This is a genomic window from Streptomyces sp. NPDC048461 (genome assembly GCF_055587105.1).
The window spans coordinates 1-16,483 of the sequence record NZ_JBVJGW010000057.1 but is presented as its reverse complement, the minus strand read 5'-3'; the positions used below and the strand labels follow the sequence as shown (position 1 = coordinate 16,483).

At 71.4% G+C, this 16,483-nt stretch carries 17 protein-coding genes; 4 read left to right on the top strand and 13 right to left on the bottom strand.

The features are described from left to right. Positions 1 to 90: 90 nt before the first annotated feature. The 4 genes from ACZ6S8_RS39105 to ACZ6S8_RS39090 all read right to left on the bottom strand — a co-directional run bounded on the left by ACZ6S8_RS39105 (position 91) and on the right by ACZ6S8_RS39090 (position 3,501). On the bottom strand, positions 91 to 234 hold the full coding sequence (locus ACZ6S8_RS39105; protein WP_469463126.1) for a hypothetical protein: 144 nt from the start codon (positions 232 to 234) through the stop codon (positions 91 to 93). 577 nt (positions 235 to 811) lie between these two features. Further along, complete coding sequence (locus tag ACZ6S8_RS39100; RefSeq protein ID WP_469463124.1) at positions 812 to 2,077, bottom strand: multidrug effflux MFS transporter; 1,266 nt, start codon at positions 2,075 to 2,077, stop codon at positions 812 to 814. A gap of 3 nt (positions 2,078 to 2,080) precedes the next feature. Continuing rightward, positions 2,081 to 2,725, bottom strand: a complete 645-nt coding sequence (locus ACZ6S8_RS39095) for an NAD(P)-dependent oxidoreductase (RefSeq protein ID WP_469463122.1) — start codon at positions 2,723 to 2,725, stop codon at positions 2,081 to 2,083. A gap of 23 nt (positions 2,726 to 2,748) precedes the next feature. Next, complete coding sequence (locus ACZ6S8_RS39090) at positions 2,749 to 3,501, bottom strand: MBL fold metallo-hydrolase (protein ID WP_469463120.1); 753 nt, start codon at positions 3,499 to 3,501, stop codon at positions 2,749 to 2,751. Between the two features lie 81 nt (positions 3,502 to 3,582). Here ACZ6S8_RS39090 and ACZ6S8_RS39085 point away from each other — a divergent pair, with 81 nt between their 5' ends. After that, positions 3,583 to 4,212 (top strand): winged helix-turn-helix transcriptional regulator, encoded by a 630-nt coding sequence (locus tag ACZ6S8_RS39085; RefSeq protein ID WP_469463118.1) that lies wholly within the window; start codon positions 3,583 to 3,585, stop codon positions 4,210 to 4,212. 55 nt (positions 4,213 to 4,267) lie between these two features. Here ACZ6S8_RS39085 and ACZ6S8_RS39080 read toward each other — a convergent pair whose 3' ends face one another. Further along, the gene (locus ACZ6S8_RS39080; protein WP_469463117.1) at positions 4,268 to 4,417 is read right to left on the bottom strand and encodes a hypothetical protein; all 150 of its coding nucleotides are present in this window, start codon (positions 4,415 to 4,417) and stop codon (positions 4,268 to 4,270) included. 255 nt (positions 4,418 to 4,672) lie between these two features. Here ACZ6S8_RS39080 and ACZ6S8_RS39075 point away from each other — a divergent pair, with 255 nt between their 5' ends. Further along, the gene (locus tag ACZ6S8_RS39075; RefSeq protein WP_469463115.1) at positions 4,673 to 4,912 is read left to right on the top strand and encodes a hypothetical protein; all 240 of its coding nucleotides are present in this window, start codon (positions 4,673 to 4,675) and stop codon (positions 4,910 to 4,912) included. Further along, complete coding sequence (locus tag ACZ6S8_RS39070; protein WP_469463113.1) at positions 4,909 to 5,088, top strand: hypothetical protein; 180 nt, start codon at positions 4,909 to 4,911, stop codon at positions 5,086 to 5,088. Before ACZ6S8_RS39075 ends, ACZ6S8_RS39070 begins: the two co-directional genes overlap by 4 nt. Before the next feature lie 310 nt (positions 5,089 to 5,398). On the opposite strand, the gene ACZ6S8_RS39065 is transcribed toward ACZ6S8_RS39070, so the two are convergent. The 5 genes from ACZ6S8_RS39065 to ACZ6S8_RS39045 all read right to left on the bottom strand — a co-directional run bounded on the left by ACZ6S8_RS39065 (position 5,399) and on the right by ACZ6S8_RS39045 (position 11,540). Further along, a complete protein-coding gene (locus tag ACZ6S8_RS39065) occupies positions 5,399 to 6,202 on the bottom strand; it encodes a DUF6585 family protein (RefSeq protein WP_469463111.1) in 804 nt (267 codons plus the stop codon). 546 nt (positions 6,203 to 6,748) lie between these two features. After that, positions 6,749 to 7,312 (bottom strand): telomere-protecting terminal protein Tpg, encoded by a 564-nt coding sequence (gene tpg / locus ACZ6S8_RS39060; RefSeq protein ID WP_469463109.1) that lies wholly within the window; start codon positions 7,310 to 7,312, stop codon positions 6,749 to 6,751. Positions 7,313 to 7,327: 15 nt separating this feature from the next. Next, complete coding sequence (tap, locus tag ACZ6S8_RS39055; protein WP_469463107.1) at positions 7,328 to 9,508, bottom strand: telomere-associated protein Tap; 2,181 nt, start codon at positions 9,506 to 9,508, stop codon at positions 7,328 to 7,330. 406 nt (positions 9,509 to 9,914) lie between these two features. After that, positions 9,915 to 10,739, bottom strand: a complete 825-nt coding sequence (locus tag ACZ6S8_RS39050; protein WP_469463106.1) for a DUF5984 family protein — start codon at positions 10,737 to 10,739, stop codon at positions 9,915 to 9,917. Between the two features lie 48 nt (positions 10,740 to 10,787). Beyond that, positions 10,788 to 11,540 (bottom strand): carbonic anhydrase, encoded by a 753-nt coding sequence (locus ACZ6S8_RS39045; RefSeq protein ID WP_469463104.1) that lies wholly within the window; start codon positions 11,538 to 11,540, stop codon positions 10,788 to 10,790. A gap of 141 nt (positions 11,541 to 11,681) precedes the next feature. Here ACZ6S8_RS39045 and ACZ6S8_RS39040 point away from each other — a divergent pair, with 141 nt between their 5' ends. Beyond that, a complete protein-coding gene (locus ACZ6S8_RS39040; RefSeq protein WP_469463102.1) occupies positions 11,682 to 12,338 on the top strand; it encodes a nucleotidyltransferase domain-containing protein in 657 nt (218 codons plus the stop codon). Between the two features lie 584 nt (positions 12,339 to 12,922). On the opposite strand, the gene ACZ6S8_RS39035 is transcribed toward ACZ6S8_RS39040, so the two are convergent. The 3 genes from ACZ6S8_RS39035 to ACZ6S8_RS39025 form a co-directional block, all read right to left on the bottom strand. After that, positions 12,923 to 13,186, bottom strand: coding sequence for a hypothetical protein (locus ACZ6S8_RS39035; protein ID WP_469463099.1), 264 nt, complete (start codon positions 13,184 to 13,186; stop codon positions 12,923 to 12,925). 1,200 nt (positions 13,187 to 14,386) lie between these two features. Beyond that, on the bottom strand, positions 14,387 to 14,821 hold the full coding sequence (locus ACZ6S8_RS39030; protein WP_469463097.1) for a DUF6892 domain-containing protein: 435 nt from the start codon (positions 14,819 to 14,821) through the stop codon (positions 14,387 to 14,389). Positions 14,822 to 15,387: 566 nt separating this feature from the next. After that, a complete protein-coding gene (locus tag ACZ6S8_RS39025) occupies positions 15,388 to 16,245 on the bottom strand; it encodes an arylamine N-acetyltransferase family protein (RefSeq protein ID WP_469463095.1) in 858 nt (285 codons plus the stop codon). Between the last annotated feature and the right edge of the window lie 238 nt (positions 16,246 to 16,483).

Here is a 16,483-nt window from a genome sequence, read left to right as displayed (position 1 = left end):
GCCGACCCGACCCGCCCCCGGCGAGCCCCCAGTCACTTCCACGCCCTCTGCACGGCCTCCGGCTGACCCCTCACAAGATCACCAACAGAGTCACGCCGTGTAGTTGGCGTTGCGCACGCTGCCGGTCCGGTTGTCCCGGACGATGAAGTCGATCAGGAAACTGCGGACCGGCAGCACGACCTTCCCCTCCTGGTCGAAGACCAGCCAGGGCACGACACCTGGGTCCGTAGCCACCCGCCCCCACACCCCACCACCACCACCGCCCGAACAGGCACCAAGAAGCGACGGTCACCCCCCGCCTGAACCCCGCCACCGCTTGTTCCGCACCGCGGGTCAGCGGCACCGCCGGAGGACCTCACGAGCACGGCGAGAAGGTGGGGAAGAGCGCGAGAGAGCGGCGGCCCTCGCGCCAAGACGTCCCGCACAAATGCTGCATGACAGCGACCCGCATCCGGACACACCGGCTACTTGGCCTGTCTGCATGCCAGCCTCCGCGCTCGCAGAGACCACGGATCGACGGCGGCGTATTCACGGAGACTGACGGGACACTTCCGCTCGCGCGGAGATCACACCAGTTCGGGTGGGCTGCCGTCGCGGCCGATTGGGACACCTCCGCTGGAGCAGAGGTGAGCCGCAGGCCGGGCTCGCCTTGATGCCGTTCGGCGAGTCCTCTCTAGGGGGATCAGCGAGGACCAGGTCGGCCGCGTCGCGGCCGGCCAGCCCTACATCGGCCTCCAGGACTTCCGGCAGCGGGCTCGCCCCGCGCTCCCGATCGCCGAGCGCCTCGTCCAGATCGGCGCGCTCGCCCGATTCACCGGATGCCGGCGCGTCTGTGATCGATGTGCCGGCGCGGTCGCCGGTACCCGGCACGTCCTTGGCGAGCCGGCCTGCGAGTGCGCTCACCGGGCATCGACCGGGTGAGGACGCCGAGTGTGAGCAGAGCGAGCGCCGGCAGCACGGCGACGATGATTCCCATCGGCAAGGCGTCGGTGGCGCCACCCGCGCCGGCCAGCGGAGCAAGTGCCCCGCCGATCATGAACTGGCTGAAGCCGAGCAGCGCGGCGGCCGACCCGGCGTGTCCGCCGTGGTCGGCCAGGGCCAGGGCTGCGGCGTTCGGCATGACGAGGCCCACGCTGGAGACCAGGACGAACAGGCCGATCAGGAGCGCGGGCAGGGGTGCCCGTGTCAGCACCGCGGCCAGGACCGTGGTGCCACCGGCTGTCGCGCCCAGCAGACCGGCGAGCAGCAGCACGCGGGCGCCGGCCCGGGCCACCAGCCGGCCGCTGATCTGGGCGGCTGCGATGAGTCCGGCGGCGTTGACGGCGAACACGGCGCTGTACTGCTGTGGTGACAGGCCGTGGATTTCCTGCAGGACGAACGGCGAACCGGAGATGTAGGCGAACATCGCCGCGAAGACCAGGCCGTTGGCCAGGACGTACCCGGTGAAGACCCGGTCGCCGAGCAGCTGTCCGACGACAGCCGGCAGCGGCTGGCGTGGCGCGGAGGACTGGGTCTCCGGCAGTCCTGCGGCGGTGGCCGCCAGCATCACGGCTCCGAGTACGGCCAGGGCCACGAAGATTCCGGGCCAGGCCGTGACGCGCAGTAGCTGGCCGCCGAGGACCGGCGCGAACACCGGCGCCAGGCCGGTGATCAAGGTCAGTGTGGAGAAGAGACGTGCGGTGCGGGTTCCGGAGGTGCGGTCGCGGACCATGGCGTTGGCGATGACGATGCCGAACGCCCCGCCGATGCCCTGGACCAGGCGTAGGCCGACGAGGGTCCGGACGTCGGGCGCCACCGCGCAGAGCCCGCTGGCGATCGTGTAGAGGGCGAGGCCCGCCAGCAACGGACGCCGCCGGCCGTAGATGTCACTCAGCGGCCCGGCGATCAGCTGCCCGATGGCCAGCCCGGCCAGGCAGGCGGTGATGGTGAGCTGGGTGGCCGCGGCGCCGGCGCGCAGGTCGCCGGCGAGGTCCGGCAGTCCGGGCAGGTAGCCGTCGATGGACAGTGGTCCCAGGGCCACGAGCGCTGCGAGCAGGACGATGAATCGGGTGTGCCGGCCGGCGGCGTCGTTGCTCATGGCTCAGTACGCCACGGTGATGCGGCGGCGGATCGCGGTGCCGTTCTCGATCGTGTCGGCCAAGGCGATCGCGTAGTCGGCGTACGAGATGCGGCTGTTGCCGTCGCCGTCGGTGAGCAGGGTGTCCACGGCGCTGCGGTAGGCCCCGGTCCGCTCGCCGGCTCCGATGACCGCGGCGGGCGACACGTACGTCCAGTCGAGGTCGTGCACGCCGCGGTAGAGGTCGAGCGCTTCGGACTGGGCCTCGGCGTTGGCCTTCCACAGCGCGGGGAAGTCCGGGTCGTCCATGACCCGGGCGCCGGCCGGCGTGCGCAGGCTACCGGCACCGCCGATGGTGACCAGGCGGGTGACGCCTGCTCGGCGGAGTCCGTCGATCAGCGCACGGGCGGCACCGACGATCGTGGCGCGGTCGTTCTCCTGGCCGATCCGGGGGCCGACGGCCGACAGTACGGCGTCGTGGGAGGCGGCGAGGCCGACGACCGCCGCGGGGTCGGTGACGTCACCGGTGGTCACGGTCAGGGCCTTGTGCTCGAGTCCGTCGATGTGGCCGGCTCGGGTGACCGCGGTGACGGTGTGGCCGCGACGCAGTAGTTCTTCGGTGGTGGGCCGGCCGATGTGGCCGCTGGCACCGAACAAGACGATCTTCATGTGTTGCTCCTTGTTTCTGATGGTCAGAGGACGGGCTGGCCGTCGGCGATGACGGCCGCGGTGATGCCGCGCTCGTCGGCGGCGTGCTGGAAGCGCTGCTCGATGTCGGGTTGTTCGGTGTAGAACGGCGGGTTGTGGAACAGGCCGTAGTGCATGGCGCAGACGGTGCCGGCGCCGAGTGCGACGGCGGCCTCGACGCCCTGTTCGGGGGTCATGGTCGCCGGGACGTTGGCCGCGTAGCCCTCGAAGTGGGCGATGACGCCGTTGACCGGGACGAACGCGACGTCGAACGGGCCGTGGTCGCGGGCGATCTGCCACCAGCTGCCGTGCCACTGGGTGTCGCCGCAGTGGATGACCCGCCGGCCGGCGCCTTCGACGACCCAGGCGACCTGGTCACAGTCGATGCCGCGCCAGTCCAGCGAGGTCACCGGGGTGACGGTCAGCTTTCCGATGCGGCGTGACTGGCCCAGGTCCTGGGCGACGGGGGTGATGCCCGCCTCGTGCAGCGCCGCCGCGCTCGGGGTGTGGCAGCCGATCGTGCCGGTGGCCGCGATCCGGGCGATCAGGTCGTGGTCGTAGTGGTCGGGGTGCAGGTGGGTGATGAGGGCGTGGGTGCCGGGCGGGGTATCGACCGGGTCGACCGGTCGGTGCGGCGGCCCCATCACCGGCGCCAGCGGAGCGACGTTCTCGAGCGGGTCGATCAGCAGGCGGGTGTCGCCGAGACGGATCTCGACGCCGGCCCAGGCCAGCCGACGCACGGAAAGGGTGGGGGTCATGGGCAGCGACGCTAGACCGAGGTTGTTGAGAAAGTCAACAAGAGAGTTATGAATCTCAACACCACGATGTAGGGTGGTGGCATGCGCACCTACGGGCAGTACTGCGGCATCGCGAAAGCACTGGACACCATCGGCGACCGATGGACCCTGCTGATCGTCCGCGAACTGCTCGCCCTGGGTCCGTGCCGGCATACCGACCTGCGCAACGGGCTGCCCGGGATCGCCAGCAACCTGCTGGTCGACCGGCTCCGCCAACTCGAGGAGGCCGGCCTGATCCACCGCGAGGCCGCCCCGCCGCCGGTGGCCACCAGCCTGTTCTCCCTCACCGAGCGTGGCCGGGAGCTGGAGCCGGTGCTGCAGGAACTGAGCCGATGGGGAATTCCGCTGTTGCGTGAGCCGGCCGGCAGCGACACCTTCCGCACCCACTGGCTGGACATGCCCGCCCGGGCACTGACCGACCACCACCCCGACCAGCCGGCAATCGCCCTGCAACTGCACGCCGACGGCAACGAAGACCTGGTCATCGAAGTCAAGGACGGCTCGGTGCACACCCACGCCGGCCGGGTCGACCACCCCACCGCGTCCCTGACCGGACCGCCGCACCTGCTGGCCGCGACCCTGCTCGGCGAACTCGATCTGAGCGCTGCAGTACGGCAAGGCCTGCGGCTCAGCGGCGAACACGAGGCAGTACTGCGCATCCTGCCCCGCTGAGCGACCGGCCGCTCGCGGGCCTGCGATCTCAAGCTCTACCGAGTCTGCGCCGGTCTCAAAAACGGTCCATTGCGGGATGGTGCTCGCGGATGTGCGCGCCGACCTGGTCGAGGACGGGCAGGAAGGGGTTGGCCGTCGAGAACCAGCCGCCCATCACCCCGCAGGGCGCGCACTGCACGTAGATGATCTGGACCGTGGGCCTCATGCCGTGCGGTGGCTGCCAGCTCTCCACGGCTTGCCCAACGACGACGCACGGCCGTGGCGACGACGGAATACGTCTCACACCGGCGGGCCGACCGACGTCGTCGTGGACCTGAGCCGTGTCGGCTTCTGCAACTCCTCCGGACTGGACGTCCTGATCCCCTGACGGTTCTCGGCGACCGTACTTGGGGATCTTCCTCAGCGATCATGCCCGGGGCGCCGCTCGCCTCGTAATTCGAACACATGTTTCACTTAGGGGATGGATTCGTTCCGCTTTCCCGACGACCTGCTGGCACTGCAGGTCGCGTGGCTCCGCACCTACGACGTGCTCGCCCAGGCCCCCGCCGGGGCCAGCACGGCCACGCTCCGGCGCCGCCTGATCACCCTGTCCCGCCTGCTCCACACCCATCCGCACCGGGCTGCGCCGGGCCGCTCCCGGGCGGCCGCTGCCGAGCTGCGCCGACAAGCTCGCGCCCGCGGGTGGACGACCGCGGCGTGAGCAGCGACGACCCGGGCGGCCCGAGACCCTCCGACCGATTCCCCCCGGATTTGATCGCCCTCCAGCAGTCCTGGATCCGGCTCGGCAACCGGCTCGCCCTGCGGCCGGGCGCGGGGGCGATCGAGCTGCGGGCGGAGCTGTTCCGGCTCTCCTGCCGGATCGGCTCCCACGCGTAGTGGGGCGACGGCGATCCGGTCCGGGCGAGGCGTACGCGGCTGTGGCGGGCCGCCCAGGACGCGCCGGGCGGTGAGCCGGAGGTCGTGGTGCGGCTCGCCGACGGCAGGTTCGTGGTCGAGCCGGAGGAGAGTGGTCGTGGTGGGTGAGCTGGAGGCGGGGCTGGAGAGCTGGCGGGCCGTGGCGGCGTGGCCGGCCTGGCAGCAGCGACAGGCCGCGCAGACCATCGCCGCCCTGGAGGCCGAACTCGCCGAGGTCCAAGCCCGGCGGCCGCCGCCCGCGCCGCCGGAGTCGGCGGGCGCTCCCCGCAATCTACTGCTGGCGGAGGTTGTCCACGATGGTCAGGAACACGAGCAGGTTCGGCACTTTATGGGCCTGAGGCGCTTGCCAGGCCTTGGTCTGACCCGCCCGCCAGACACAGACCATGCCCCCACGCACTGCCACCTCGCTCACATCCCGCCACGGCAGGATCCCGCCGGAAGCGCCGGCGACTCCGGCGCCGGACAGCTTGAACGGGCCAAAGCCGACCGTCCCGCCCTCCCGCACCAGCTTCCACACCTTCTCCACCTGGGCGCGGGCGACAGCTTCCGCGATCATCGGGGCCCAGGTGGGCGAGCCCGCGTAGAGGTCGGTGATACGGGCCTTCTCCCCACCCGGTGCGACCAGCACGGAGGCATGAGAACGTCCTGTCGGCGTCTGCGTGCCCTTGTAGTTGATCACCTCTTGGACCGTTTCCTGGTAGAGCAACGTTCGCTCCCAACGCACCGCGAACAGGCGCCTGCCGGTGGTGTTCACGACCAAACCGTGCTCGTACAGATGCAACCGCCTCGCCGCCAGGCCCTTTCGGAAGAGGGGACTGTTGGCCACCAGCCCGCCTGCGACCACGGCGATCCACAAGGGGAACATCGCGACCCCCCAGTGCACCTTCACCCACAACAGGACGCCGCCACCCAGCAGGGCGGCTATGCCGGCCAGGGAGCCCACGATGAACAAGGCCCGGTACTTCTCCTGGACACCGACCTCGCTCACGGGGCCGAAAGTGTGCTCCAGATCACCCAGCCGATGACGGACGGCCAGAGCGTTTACCGCCGGAGAGGACGACGTAGGCATGGTCATGCGCGGCCTCAATTTTCAGGATTACGGCGAGCCCCGCAAGGCCGCCTGAACGAGCGGGAGTTCACCGAGTGACTCGGAATCGAAACCCTTGAGTGACCCCAGCAGCCAACACCAGGATCCACACCCGGACAATCCCCCACGCAGCGCAGTACCGTCACCCCGCACCAGCTCCATAAAGCCGGGGTACCCGCAGGCCCGCCGAGGCCCGCACCGGCAGGGCTTGTGCATGCCACCCTCGGCGCGCTCTGCGGGCACCATCGATCTTGCCCAGCCTCAGGGAGAACTTGCGTACGTCGAGCTCGACCGCGGCGTGTACCGCTTCGAGCTGTGCCGCTCGTGGCTCGACGCACGGTGGACGAAGACCGTCGCAGTGGTGGGGGCCGCGAGGCTGGTGCGGGAGTTCGTCGACCAGGCGCTCGCGGCCGCGCAGCCGACCCTCATGGTTCCGGCCCCGCGCGCGGCATCGGACACTCCGTCTTCTGTATGCGCGGGAAACGGGGCGCGCCCGGACCGTCGGGCCGGGCGCGTTCCGTTCGGAGTACGGCCTTACAGGTCGAACTCCAGCTCCAGCACGTCGTTGATCTCGACTTCCTCGAGGGAGCCGGCGCGGCGGCCGCCGTCCTGGAAGTAGACCTCCTTGAGGGCGTCGGCGGTGAGCCGGCGCAGGGTGTTCTCGTTGGCTCCCTGCTGCCGGGCGTCGAAGAGACGGGCGGCGTGCTGCGGGGGCAGGGCGACGGTGAGGTGGCGGATGCGGTCCTCGTCCGTTGTGTCGATCGGCGCCCCGGCGTAGCCGAGGCGGGCGTGGACGTCGATGACGATGCCGCCGGTGGTCGCCGCCTTCTCGCGGGCCTTGGCCCGGATCTGCGGCTGCCAGCGCTTCTTCACCTCGCGCTCCAGGCGGGCGGCGAGGTCGGCGCGCGGCTTCCTGGCCTTGCCCGCGACGTACCGCTCCACCTGCCTCTGGGAGATCCCGAGCGTTTCGGCGGCCGACTTCGTGCCCTTGAGCTGCCTGACCAGGTACCGCATCTGCGTGCCCGCGCCCTTGGGCGCGGGGCGGGTGAACGCCTTCTGCACCGCCTGGTCCAGGCCGTCCCCGAACTCCTTGGCCATCGCCTGTCCGCTCCCCTACTCGTCGTTGTCGGCGTCGGTGACGTTGCCGTCCTTGATGTACCGGGCGAGGTTGAGCTCCGGGGCGTTGAACCGTTCGCGGACCTCCTCGCCCCACAGCACGCTCTGGGTGCCCTCGTGCTTGACCAGACCCGGGTTGACCCCGAGCTTGAAGCCGCCCGGGAGCGGCTTGCCCTCCCGGTAGGGCAGGAAGTCCAGCGGGCTCTCGCCGCCTGCGGCGTAGACGACGCAGTCGGACAGGATCGCGATCGGGTACTGGCCGGTGAACGATGCGTGCTTGACGATCTTGCGGTGCAGGTTGATGCGGGTGCGGGAGATGACCGCCGCGCGGATGTCCGGCCGCCACGTCGGCCGGGCCAGGGCCCGCCACGGCTCCCCCGGCCGCCAGCCCTCGCCGCGCGGCCGCTCACGGAGCTTGCCCAGTCCGCCCTTGACGGTCGCCTTGACGGCCGAGGCGACGATCGCCATCTGCGGGTCACGCTGCTTGTAGCCGTTCATCGCCGTCAGGAAGTCGGCCGGGGCGAGGTCGGCGTCGACGCCGAGGTCGGCCATGGTGGCGAGGTAGGCGTCGCGCAGCCGGTTGTACCAGCCGTCGAGGTAGCGGGCGTTCTCCCGCCGCACCCACGCCTGGGTCGGCCGGACCTCGTAGCCGAGCTCCACCGCGTACGCCACCGTCGGCGTGGCGTACCAGGCCGGCCCGGTCGGGGTCTCGCCCTTCGGTGTGAACGGGGAGGGCAGCAGCGAGCCGTCCAGTTCCACCCAGTCCTTGCCGACCTTCACGCGGGACAGGTCGACGTGGGAGAGGTCCACCAGCCAGCTGCCGGGCAGCTTCGGGTCGAAGACCGGGTTCGTGACGTGCGTGGGCGCCCCGATGCCGACGGGCAGGCCGTTGGCTCCGGCGGCGAAGGCCATGTTGACGTCGAGGCCGACGAGGTGGCGCAGGGTGCACTCGGCGTCGGTCAGGGGCCGCGCCCAGTCGTACGCCTCCTCGAAGAGCTTCTCGGCGGGGCCGCGGACGTGGAAGCGCGGCAGGTCCGCCAGGAGCGGGTGTCCGTCGGGGGCTTCGCACGGCGCCGGGTCGACCGGGTCCTTGCCCAGGGAGCCGGGGTTGTGCTCGGAGTGCCGTTTGCCGTCGGCGTCCGGCTCGGAGGCGCGGGTCGCCGGGTGCAGGGCGGTCATCAGCTCCAGGCCGGTGACGGCGGTGGAGCCGCGCGGCGTCATCACCCGGGTCGCGTACACGCCCAGGAGCCGGGCGAGTTCCGCGGGCGGAAGCTGGGCGGCGGCGCCCCAGTGGCGGGTGTCCAGCGCGTTCCAGGAGGGGATGCACAGCTGGACGCAGGCCCGTTCCGAGCCGGTGGCGGGGCGGTAGATCCGGGCCCACGGGCCGAATCCGCGTTGGGTGAGCTGCCAGTCGGCGCGGGTCAGCTGCTTGATGACCTTGTGGCCCTCCGGGATGCGCCCGGCGGTCCGCTCCTGCGGAGTGAGGGTGGCCGGGAGGCCGTAGCGCTCCAGGGCGGCCTCGGTGAGGACGAGGAGCGGGTCGGCGTCCTTGCCGGGCCCCGACAGCTTCGGCGCGCCGAGCTTCGCCGCCTTGAGGGTCCAGTCGACCAGGGCGGGCAGGGACTTGGCGGGCACGTCCAGGACCAGGCCGCCGGTGCAGTACGCCAGCACCTGCCCGTCCTCGTCGACGTCGACGACCGCGAGCGGCCCGTTATCGAAGCGGGAGTCGGTGCCGCCCGCCGGGGTGCCGGCGGGGGCCGCCTTCTTCACGTCCGGACGCCGCGACGCCGCCGACGGCCTGGTCGCGGCCGCCGGACCGGAGTCGGCCGCCGGGGCAGCGGCGACGGGCGCCTGATGTGTGGACGGAGTCGGCGCTTCGGCCGGAGCGGGCGCAGTGAACGTGACGGGCAGCGGGACGGCCGGCTCCTCGGGCGCGGGGTAGAGCTCGGCGAGCTGCGCCAGCAGCCGTGCGTACGCCTCGCGTTCCGGGCCGCGGGGCTCGGTCGGCTTCGTGAGCGACTCCCACCCGGACACGGTGGCCCGCCGCACACGCAGCGCCGCGGCGACATCGTCCAGCGTCAGGCCGTGCGCGACTCGCAGTCGCTTGCGCTCCGCCGCCGGCGGCAGGGCGGCGCGGGACGCGACCAGGGCGTCGACCGCATCGAACAGCTCGGACATGCAACACCTCCTGATCACAACCTAAACCATGAACCGTACGCAGGGCGTACATTGACCGTACAGAGAGCGCACGGAGCCTCTTTTGAGGGAGGCGGCGTTTCACGCTGACGTCTTCAGCCGGGCACGCTGCGGTGGCACCACGGTCACGAAGAACGGATTGCACGCCCCGTGAACAAGGCGCCACCCCACCCGGGCAACCGTCACCGCGTACGCCCCGCGCTCCTGGCCGGTGCGGACAGCTCCCGGTGAGCAGGAGCGGCGGCTTCCGCCGGGGCCTGCAGGGTCCCGTCGCCGTCGCGTCGTTCGCGCACGCGCAGGCGCGCGTCGCGGGGGCAGTCGGGGAGGTCGCTGTCTCCGTGGGCGAGGGCGGCGGGACAGGTTCCGCGTCGCCGACTGACCCGGCCCCTTACTCCGTGCCGTCCCGGGCCTCGGGCCCGGCGGCCAGGAGCATGCGCGTACCGGTCCGTACGGCTTCCCAGTCGGTGCCCGGCTCGCGATCCCGCGCACGCGGCAGCCAGGTCGCCCGGTCCCGCTGCTCCCGGCGCAACTGGTCCACGTCCACCCCTCCTCGAACCCCGGGCGGCGGTCCGGACTTCTCCAGTTCGCTGATGCGTTCGTCCATGGCGGCCAGCAGCGACCGGTTCAGTTCGGCCACCGCCCCGAGGAACTCGCTCGTCGGCACGGTCACCCGGCCCGCCTGCGGACTCGCGAACTCGATCACGCCCTCCGGGTCCGCCCGGTGCTCCCAGGCGACGGTCACGGTGTCCTCGTCACCGACGACGGTGCGCCAGAGGCGGATGGCCGGGGCGACGCGCAGGTAGTCGGTGTACAAGTGGCCCTCACCGTGCCAGGTCAGCGCGGCCTCGGCCTCCGGGGTGTCGATCCACGTCCAGCGTGGCGACAGGTCGGCCGCGACCGCCACCAAATCGTGGGGCACCGGTTCCATCGCCCCCGAAACGAGCGCGATCACGTCCTCCCACAGGCGGACGACGTAGTGGTCGACGTACGGGTGCGCTCGGTCGTCGTGGTCGCCGTCGCCATCGCCGTCGTTCCGGAGTTCCCGGACCGTGCGCTCGGAGTAGCGCAGCACCTCGTGGCCGCCGATGTCGATGCAGTACCAGCCGGCGGTCAGCCCGAACCAGTGCAGTACGCGCCCGACACCCCACGGCTTGACCTCCTCCAGCGGGGTCAGTGCGAAGCGGAAGCGAATCGCGGAGTCGGTGTGGATCACCGGCCCAGTGTCCCAGTCCGTTCCTCGGTCGGGCAGTGGGTCAGTGCGTCAGCGGGTCTGGTGGACCGTCTGGCTGTTGAGTTCGTAGCGGGCCCCGATCACGGCCAGTTCACCCGAGGCGACTTTCGCCGCGAGGGTGGGCTCGGCGGCGACGCGGGAGCGGACCAGCCGCACGTTCGCCGTGATGGTCGCGTCCACGCGCGCCGCTCCCCGCAGGCCTCGGTCGATCGCCGGCCGGATCTGGTCGACCAGGTACTGCATGTGGCCGGCGAGGCTCTCGCCGGCCTCCGCCGCGTGGATGGCGGCGGTGACGGCCCCGCACGACTGGTGTCCCAGCACGACGACGAGCGGAATGGCCAGCTCCAGAACTCCGTAGGTGATGCTGGCGAGGACCGCCTCGTCGAGGACGGAGCCGGCGGAACGGACGGTCAGCAGGTCGCCGAGGCCCTGATCGAAGACCAGCTCCGGAGGCACTCGGGAGTCGACGCAGCCCAGGACCACGGCGAAGGGGTGCTGCCCGGCCACCAGGGACTGCCGCACGGCCCGCGTCCGGTCGGGATGGCTCTCGTGGAGCGTGCGCCAGCGGAGATTGCCCGCCATGAGTTCCAGCAGCGCCGATCGCGGGGTCGTGGGCCGTGTACGCGCCGCGCCGGCCTGGGCGGGGGTCGGGTCCGTGGCGGAATCGGCGACAGCCCCCACGGCCCCGGCAGCCACGGCCGCCGCTCCCGTCAACGCCGCACGGACGACCTTGCGTCTGCCCGGGCTCCCGTTCGGCTCCTCGATTCCCGCCACACCAGTCATATCGGAGAACGGTAGGAGCAGCGCGGCCTGTGCGCGGGCGCGGCACGAGAGCCGGAGCGCTCTTGAAGAAGACTTGATCAACCGACGGGCCCCTGCGCCACCTCGCGATGCCGCTCGGGGGCCCTCCCGTAGCCTGGCCGCATGACCCGAGAACTGCCCCCGGGCGGCGTCGAGATCACCGAAGCCGAGGCGGATGCCCGGTGGGCGAGGGCGTGGACTCCGGTCGAGGTGACGGCCCGTCTGGAAGGCGTCCCGGTCCCCTGGTACGTGGCCGGGGGCTGGGCGATCGACCTGTTCGCGGGCGGGCAGACCCGTGAGCACGGTGACCTCGAAATCGCGGTCCCTGCCGCCCGGTTCCCCGAGATCCGGGCTCGATTCCCCGAGTACGCGTTCGATGTCGTGGCGTCGGGCCGCATCTGGGAGCTCACGCCGGAGGTTTCGGCACTCACGCATCAGACCTGGCTGCGCGATCCGTCGACGGGCGACTACCGCGTGGACGTGTTCCGCGAGCCGCACGAGGGCCCGACCTGGATCTGCCGGCGCGACCCGTCGATCCGGTTGCCGTACACGAGCGTGATCCGCCGAACCCCGGACGGGATCCCCTACCTCGCGCCGGAGCTGGTGCTTCTGTTCAAGGCCAAGGCGGTACGTCCCAAGGACCAGCAGGACTTCGACGGCGCGCTTCCCCTGCTCGACGGCTCCGCGCGGCGCACCCTGGCCACGCTCCTCGACCGTGTCCATCCGGGGCACGACTGGCTGGTGGACCTCAGGCAGGGTGGTAGGCCGCAGGCGCCGTAGCGCAACAGGCGCACCCGCCGTCGGACCGGTTACCCTCCGCCCCGGGGTGAGGAGCTGATGGGGCACTTGCCACGACGCGGCTTGGGCCGGATCGGCCGCCGGGCCGGCCGGATCCCGACCGGCTGGAGCCATCACCTGCGGGTGGTCAGTTGGCCGCTGCGGCCTTCTTGTACAGGTCGGTCCGCCTTCGTCAGGCCCGTCAGGTCCTTCTTCGGCTCGGACCTGATGCGCTTCTTGGCGGCGGGCTTCTTCGCGGCCGCAGTCGCGGCGGAGGCAGTGGCCTTGCCGGAGGCCTGCTTGGGCTGCCTGCCCGGTGGAGGGTCAGGAGGTCGTTGTCTGCCTTGAGGGCGGCGAAGTAGTCGTGCTGAGGCATGACGAACGTCGCGACGCCCGCCTTGCCGGACTGCGCGAGGGCCTGCTCCAGCAGGCCGCCGGTTGCGGATCCGGTTGGCGGTGCCGCGCCGAAGCCGGTGGAAGTGAATGCTCCGGCTTCAGTGGGTGGCCATGCGGCCTCTCCTCGATGCCGTGCCATCCAGGCTGTGGATTCCGGGCATGGCACGGCACCCTGGAGAGACGCTGGGTGATCACGCTTCTTGCGGGTGGCCGCCGTCTCCTTCGACCACCAGGCGGTCGATTCCGGGCTCTTCCGCGCGTTCGGCGATGGTGACGTCGATTTGGCCATCACCGGTCGTGTCGAATTGGTAGAGGTCGGCCTTCCCGTCACCAGTGGTGTCGATCATCCACACGTCGGGCTTCCCGTCACCATTCGCGTCAGCGCTGAGGACGACGTGGTGCTCATCGCCCTGGGTGTCGATCACTTCTTCGCCGATGTCTGTTGTGGTGTCCATGACGGGCGGATGCCCCCGGATGAGGAGGCGAAACGAGCACGGCCCGGGCCAGAGAAGGCGTGGCTCCGCGCTTCGGCGAAACCGAAGAGCGAAGCGGGGGGGCCTGCCCGCGCGCTTTGCGGTCGAGGTGCTGCCCGACGGCGCCGAGCAATGCACCGGCATCTGGTACGGGAGCCGAAAGCCCGCTGCGACAAGCTCGTCCGGGTGCAGGTGGCTGCGTTCGCCGGACTCGGAGCGGACTGGGCGGCGTCGCAGCAACACCCATCAGCCCAGGAAGCTCGTCGGCCATCGATTCGAGGCACGGGGCCGCTGTACATCGCTAGCAGCGCACGCGCGCAATATCGTCGCGGATCCATACGAGGGCGCGATGGAGGACGGGCATACGGGTTCCGTCCGGAGCTTCGAGTTCCATTCCCAGGGCGGAGATCGGGCCGGCGAATTCGCTGAACCCAATGCCCTCCGGGTCAGGTTCGCGCAGGTCCCTCCAGCGGGCGAACGCCTCATAAGCATCCCGGACTGCCGGCCATCCCGGGCCGGGGACGAATCGGCAGATGAACCAGGGCATGTCGACCTCGTACGCGTGTAGGTCGCCGACGAGTTGTGGGCCGAGCATCAAGCGCCACGTTGGTTCCAAAGGGGCCTCCAGGTCATGTGCGGCTCGGTATCCGGCAGGGCGGATACCGATTCCCCCACCGCGCCTCTGATTCGTTCGAATGTCCGCACGAGGTCCAACAGGGTCCTCCACTCGTCGCACCCCGAGACGGCTCGGTCGGGGGGAATGGCCTGTTCCCCAGGCCGGAACGCCCTGCCGCGGACTCTTGACGCAGCCCGGCCGGCCGGGCTGCGGGTGCGGCCAAGCAGGTTGCCGGTCAGGCCGGCTGCCTCCGTAGTAGGACGGCCGCCTCGGCAGCGGCTTTCGCCTGCGCCTGGTATTCCGCGTGCGGTGCCAGTCGGCGGTCTCCGTCGTCTCCACGGGCGCGATCGAGTCACCCAGGCCCGGGGTTGCGCGCACCGTCTGCGGTGCCGGCCGGCGCGGGCGTGGCTTCACAGTGGCTCACCCCGCGGCCGTAGCCGGGTCTCCGCCCGGCACGTCCTTCACGCTCGCGTCCGGGCGCGGGTCTTCGGCAGCATGACGAAGTCCGGCTCCCGCGGGTGGCGGGGCCGGACTTCGAGAGTCGTTCAGCTGCCGCGGTGACGGGGTCAGTCGGCGTCGATGCCGCGCGCGGCGAAGATCTCCGCCGCGTCCGGCACGGCCAGGACGCCGTCCTCCACGAAGGTGACCTCCCGGAGGTTGGGCAGCAGGGCGAGGTCGTCGAGCGAGCGGACGTCGAACAGGTCGTCCTCGCCGTCCCAGGCGGGGGCGCAGTGCCGGAAGACGTCCGCCCCTGCGTCGAAGCACAGCTCCTCGACGCGGGCGAGCAGCTCGGCCGGGATCTCCAGGGCCTCGAAGTGGGCCCGGGACTCCGGCAGTACCTCCGCGTGGAGGCCGTTCTGCAGGACGTGGGTCGCGGGGTCGCCGATGCCCCGCTGGGCCAGCCGCGCGGGCAGGTCGTAGACGGGGAGGAGCGGGTCGGGGCCGTACATGAGCTCCTCGATGACGAGCAGCTTGAGGTTGAAGTCGCGGAACTGGCTCATGGGAGATGAGTACCACGGAGGTACGACAGGGCCGGAGCCCGGCCCCGGCCAGGTACAGCGCCGACTGCGCGGGTGCGGAACGGCTCGGTCGGCCGCACGTGCCGGGCGCGGCATGCTGCGCCCGGGCTTTTCGAGCTGGACTGCCGCGAGGCGGAAGGCTCGTTCCGTCACGTCGTCGGCGGTCTCCGTGATCGCCCGCTCGGCGCGAGTCGACGTGGTGCTTGCGGACCAGCGGGCCGAAGCCGGCTGCCGCGTTGCCGCGTTGCCGAGGATCAGCGGCTTGATGTCCTCCAGACTCCTCGTGGCGGTGACGTCCTGGGGCTTCGTCTCGGTGTCACCGGTGACCAGCGCCCTCCGCACCGTCCGGAGCTCTGTCGTGGCGCTGGCGTCCGGGTCGAACCGTTGGCGTACACGGCACGCTCGGCCTTCACGGCCGCGCCGATGGCGGCCCACGTGGCCGGAAGGAGATCCATCCGGTGCGGTGCAAGTCCGGGCTTCCCCTGGGCCTGCCCGGCCGCCGCAACGTGGTGGAACGCCTCAGGGCACCGTTACCGGCCGAGGCGGGCTCATGCCGCGGTCGGTACGGCCGCCGCGATTCGGGCCGCCGTCGCCTCGTCGACGGCGATGCCGAACCTCTCCCGCAGCACCCGCCCCAGTGCGCCGGGCAGCACCGTCTCCTCGGTACACGTCCCGTCGACGAGCGTCGTCGTCACCAGGAGCCCGTCCAGCATCAGGTGCCGGCCGGCGTCGAACCGCTGGGCGATCGGCCTGCGGGTGAACGGCGAGCGCGGGTGCGTGCCGACGTAGTGGCTGCCGACGACGTAGTCCACGGGGTGCTGAGGCGTCAGGGTGAAGGTGTGCCGGTCCGTCCATCCGTCCGGCCCGTACTGGTGCAGCCGCCAGTGGTCGATACCGAAGCCGCCCCGGCGCCGCTCCATCCGGAGCCTCCAGCCCCCGGCGTCCGCGCGGGCCCCGTCGGCCAGCTCCACCGGCTCCAGCGGCCCGGCCCCGAAGCCGACGTCGCACAGCCACCGGCGGCCGTCTCCGGGCACCTCCACCAGCAGCAGCGCGTGCGTGGCGGGCGTGACCCTGTCCGAGCCGAGCGTCACCCGCCCGGCCAGCGCCGTGAAGGCGAAGCCCAGCCGCTCCAGGGCGGCAGCGAACAGCACCACGTGCTCGTAGCAGTAACCGCCCCGGCCCCGGCGCACCAGCTTGTCCTGCACGGACGGCACGTCCAGGGCCACCGGCATTCCGAGCACGGAGTCGAAGTTCTCGAACCGCAGGGCGGTGACATGCGCCGCGTGCAGGGTGCGGAGCGCCTGTAGCGAGGCCGCCCGTTCCCCGGTGAACCCGACGGCGTCCAGATAGCCGTCGAGGTCCAGCAGTCCGCCCTGCCACTCACCGGCCTGTTCCCGCACCGTCACCGCCGCCCGTCCTTCCCGGCAGACACCGCGACCGGCTCCGGCCGCTCCGGTACCGACGCTAGCCAACCCCGCCCGCCGGCGCCTCGGCCGCCGGACCGGTCCCCGCCGGTCCGCAGGACCTAGGCCGTCTCTTACCGATCATCTGATCGTTGGTTGATGTGTGTCGTTGACTGACGCGCAGTGGGCGCGGATCGAGCCGTTGCTGCCGGATCGAGCGCCGCGGCGGGGTGGGCGGTGG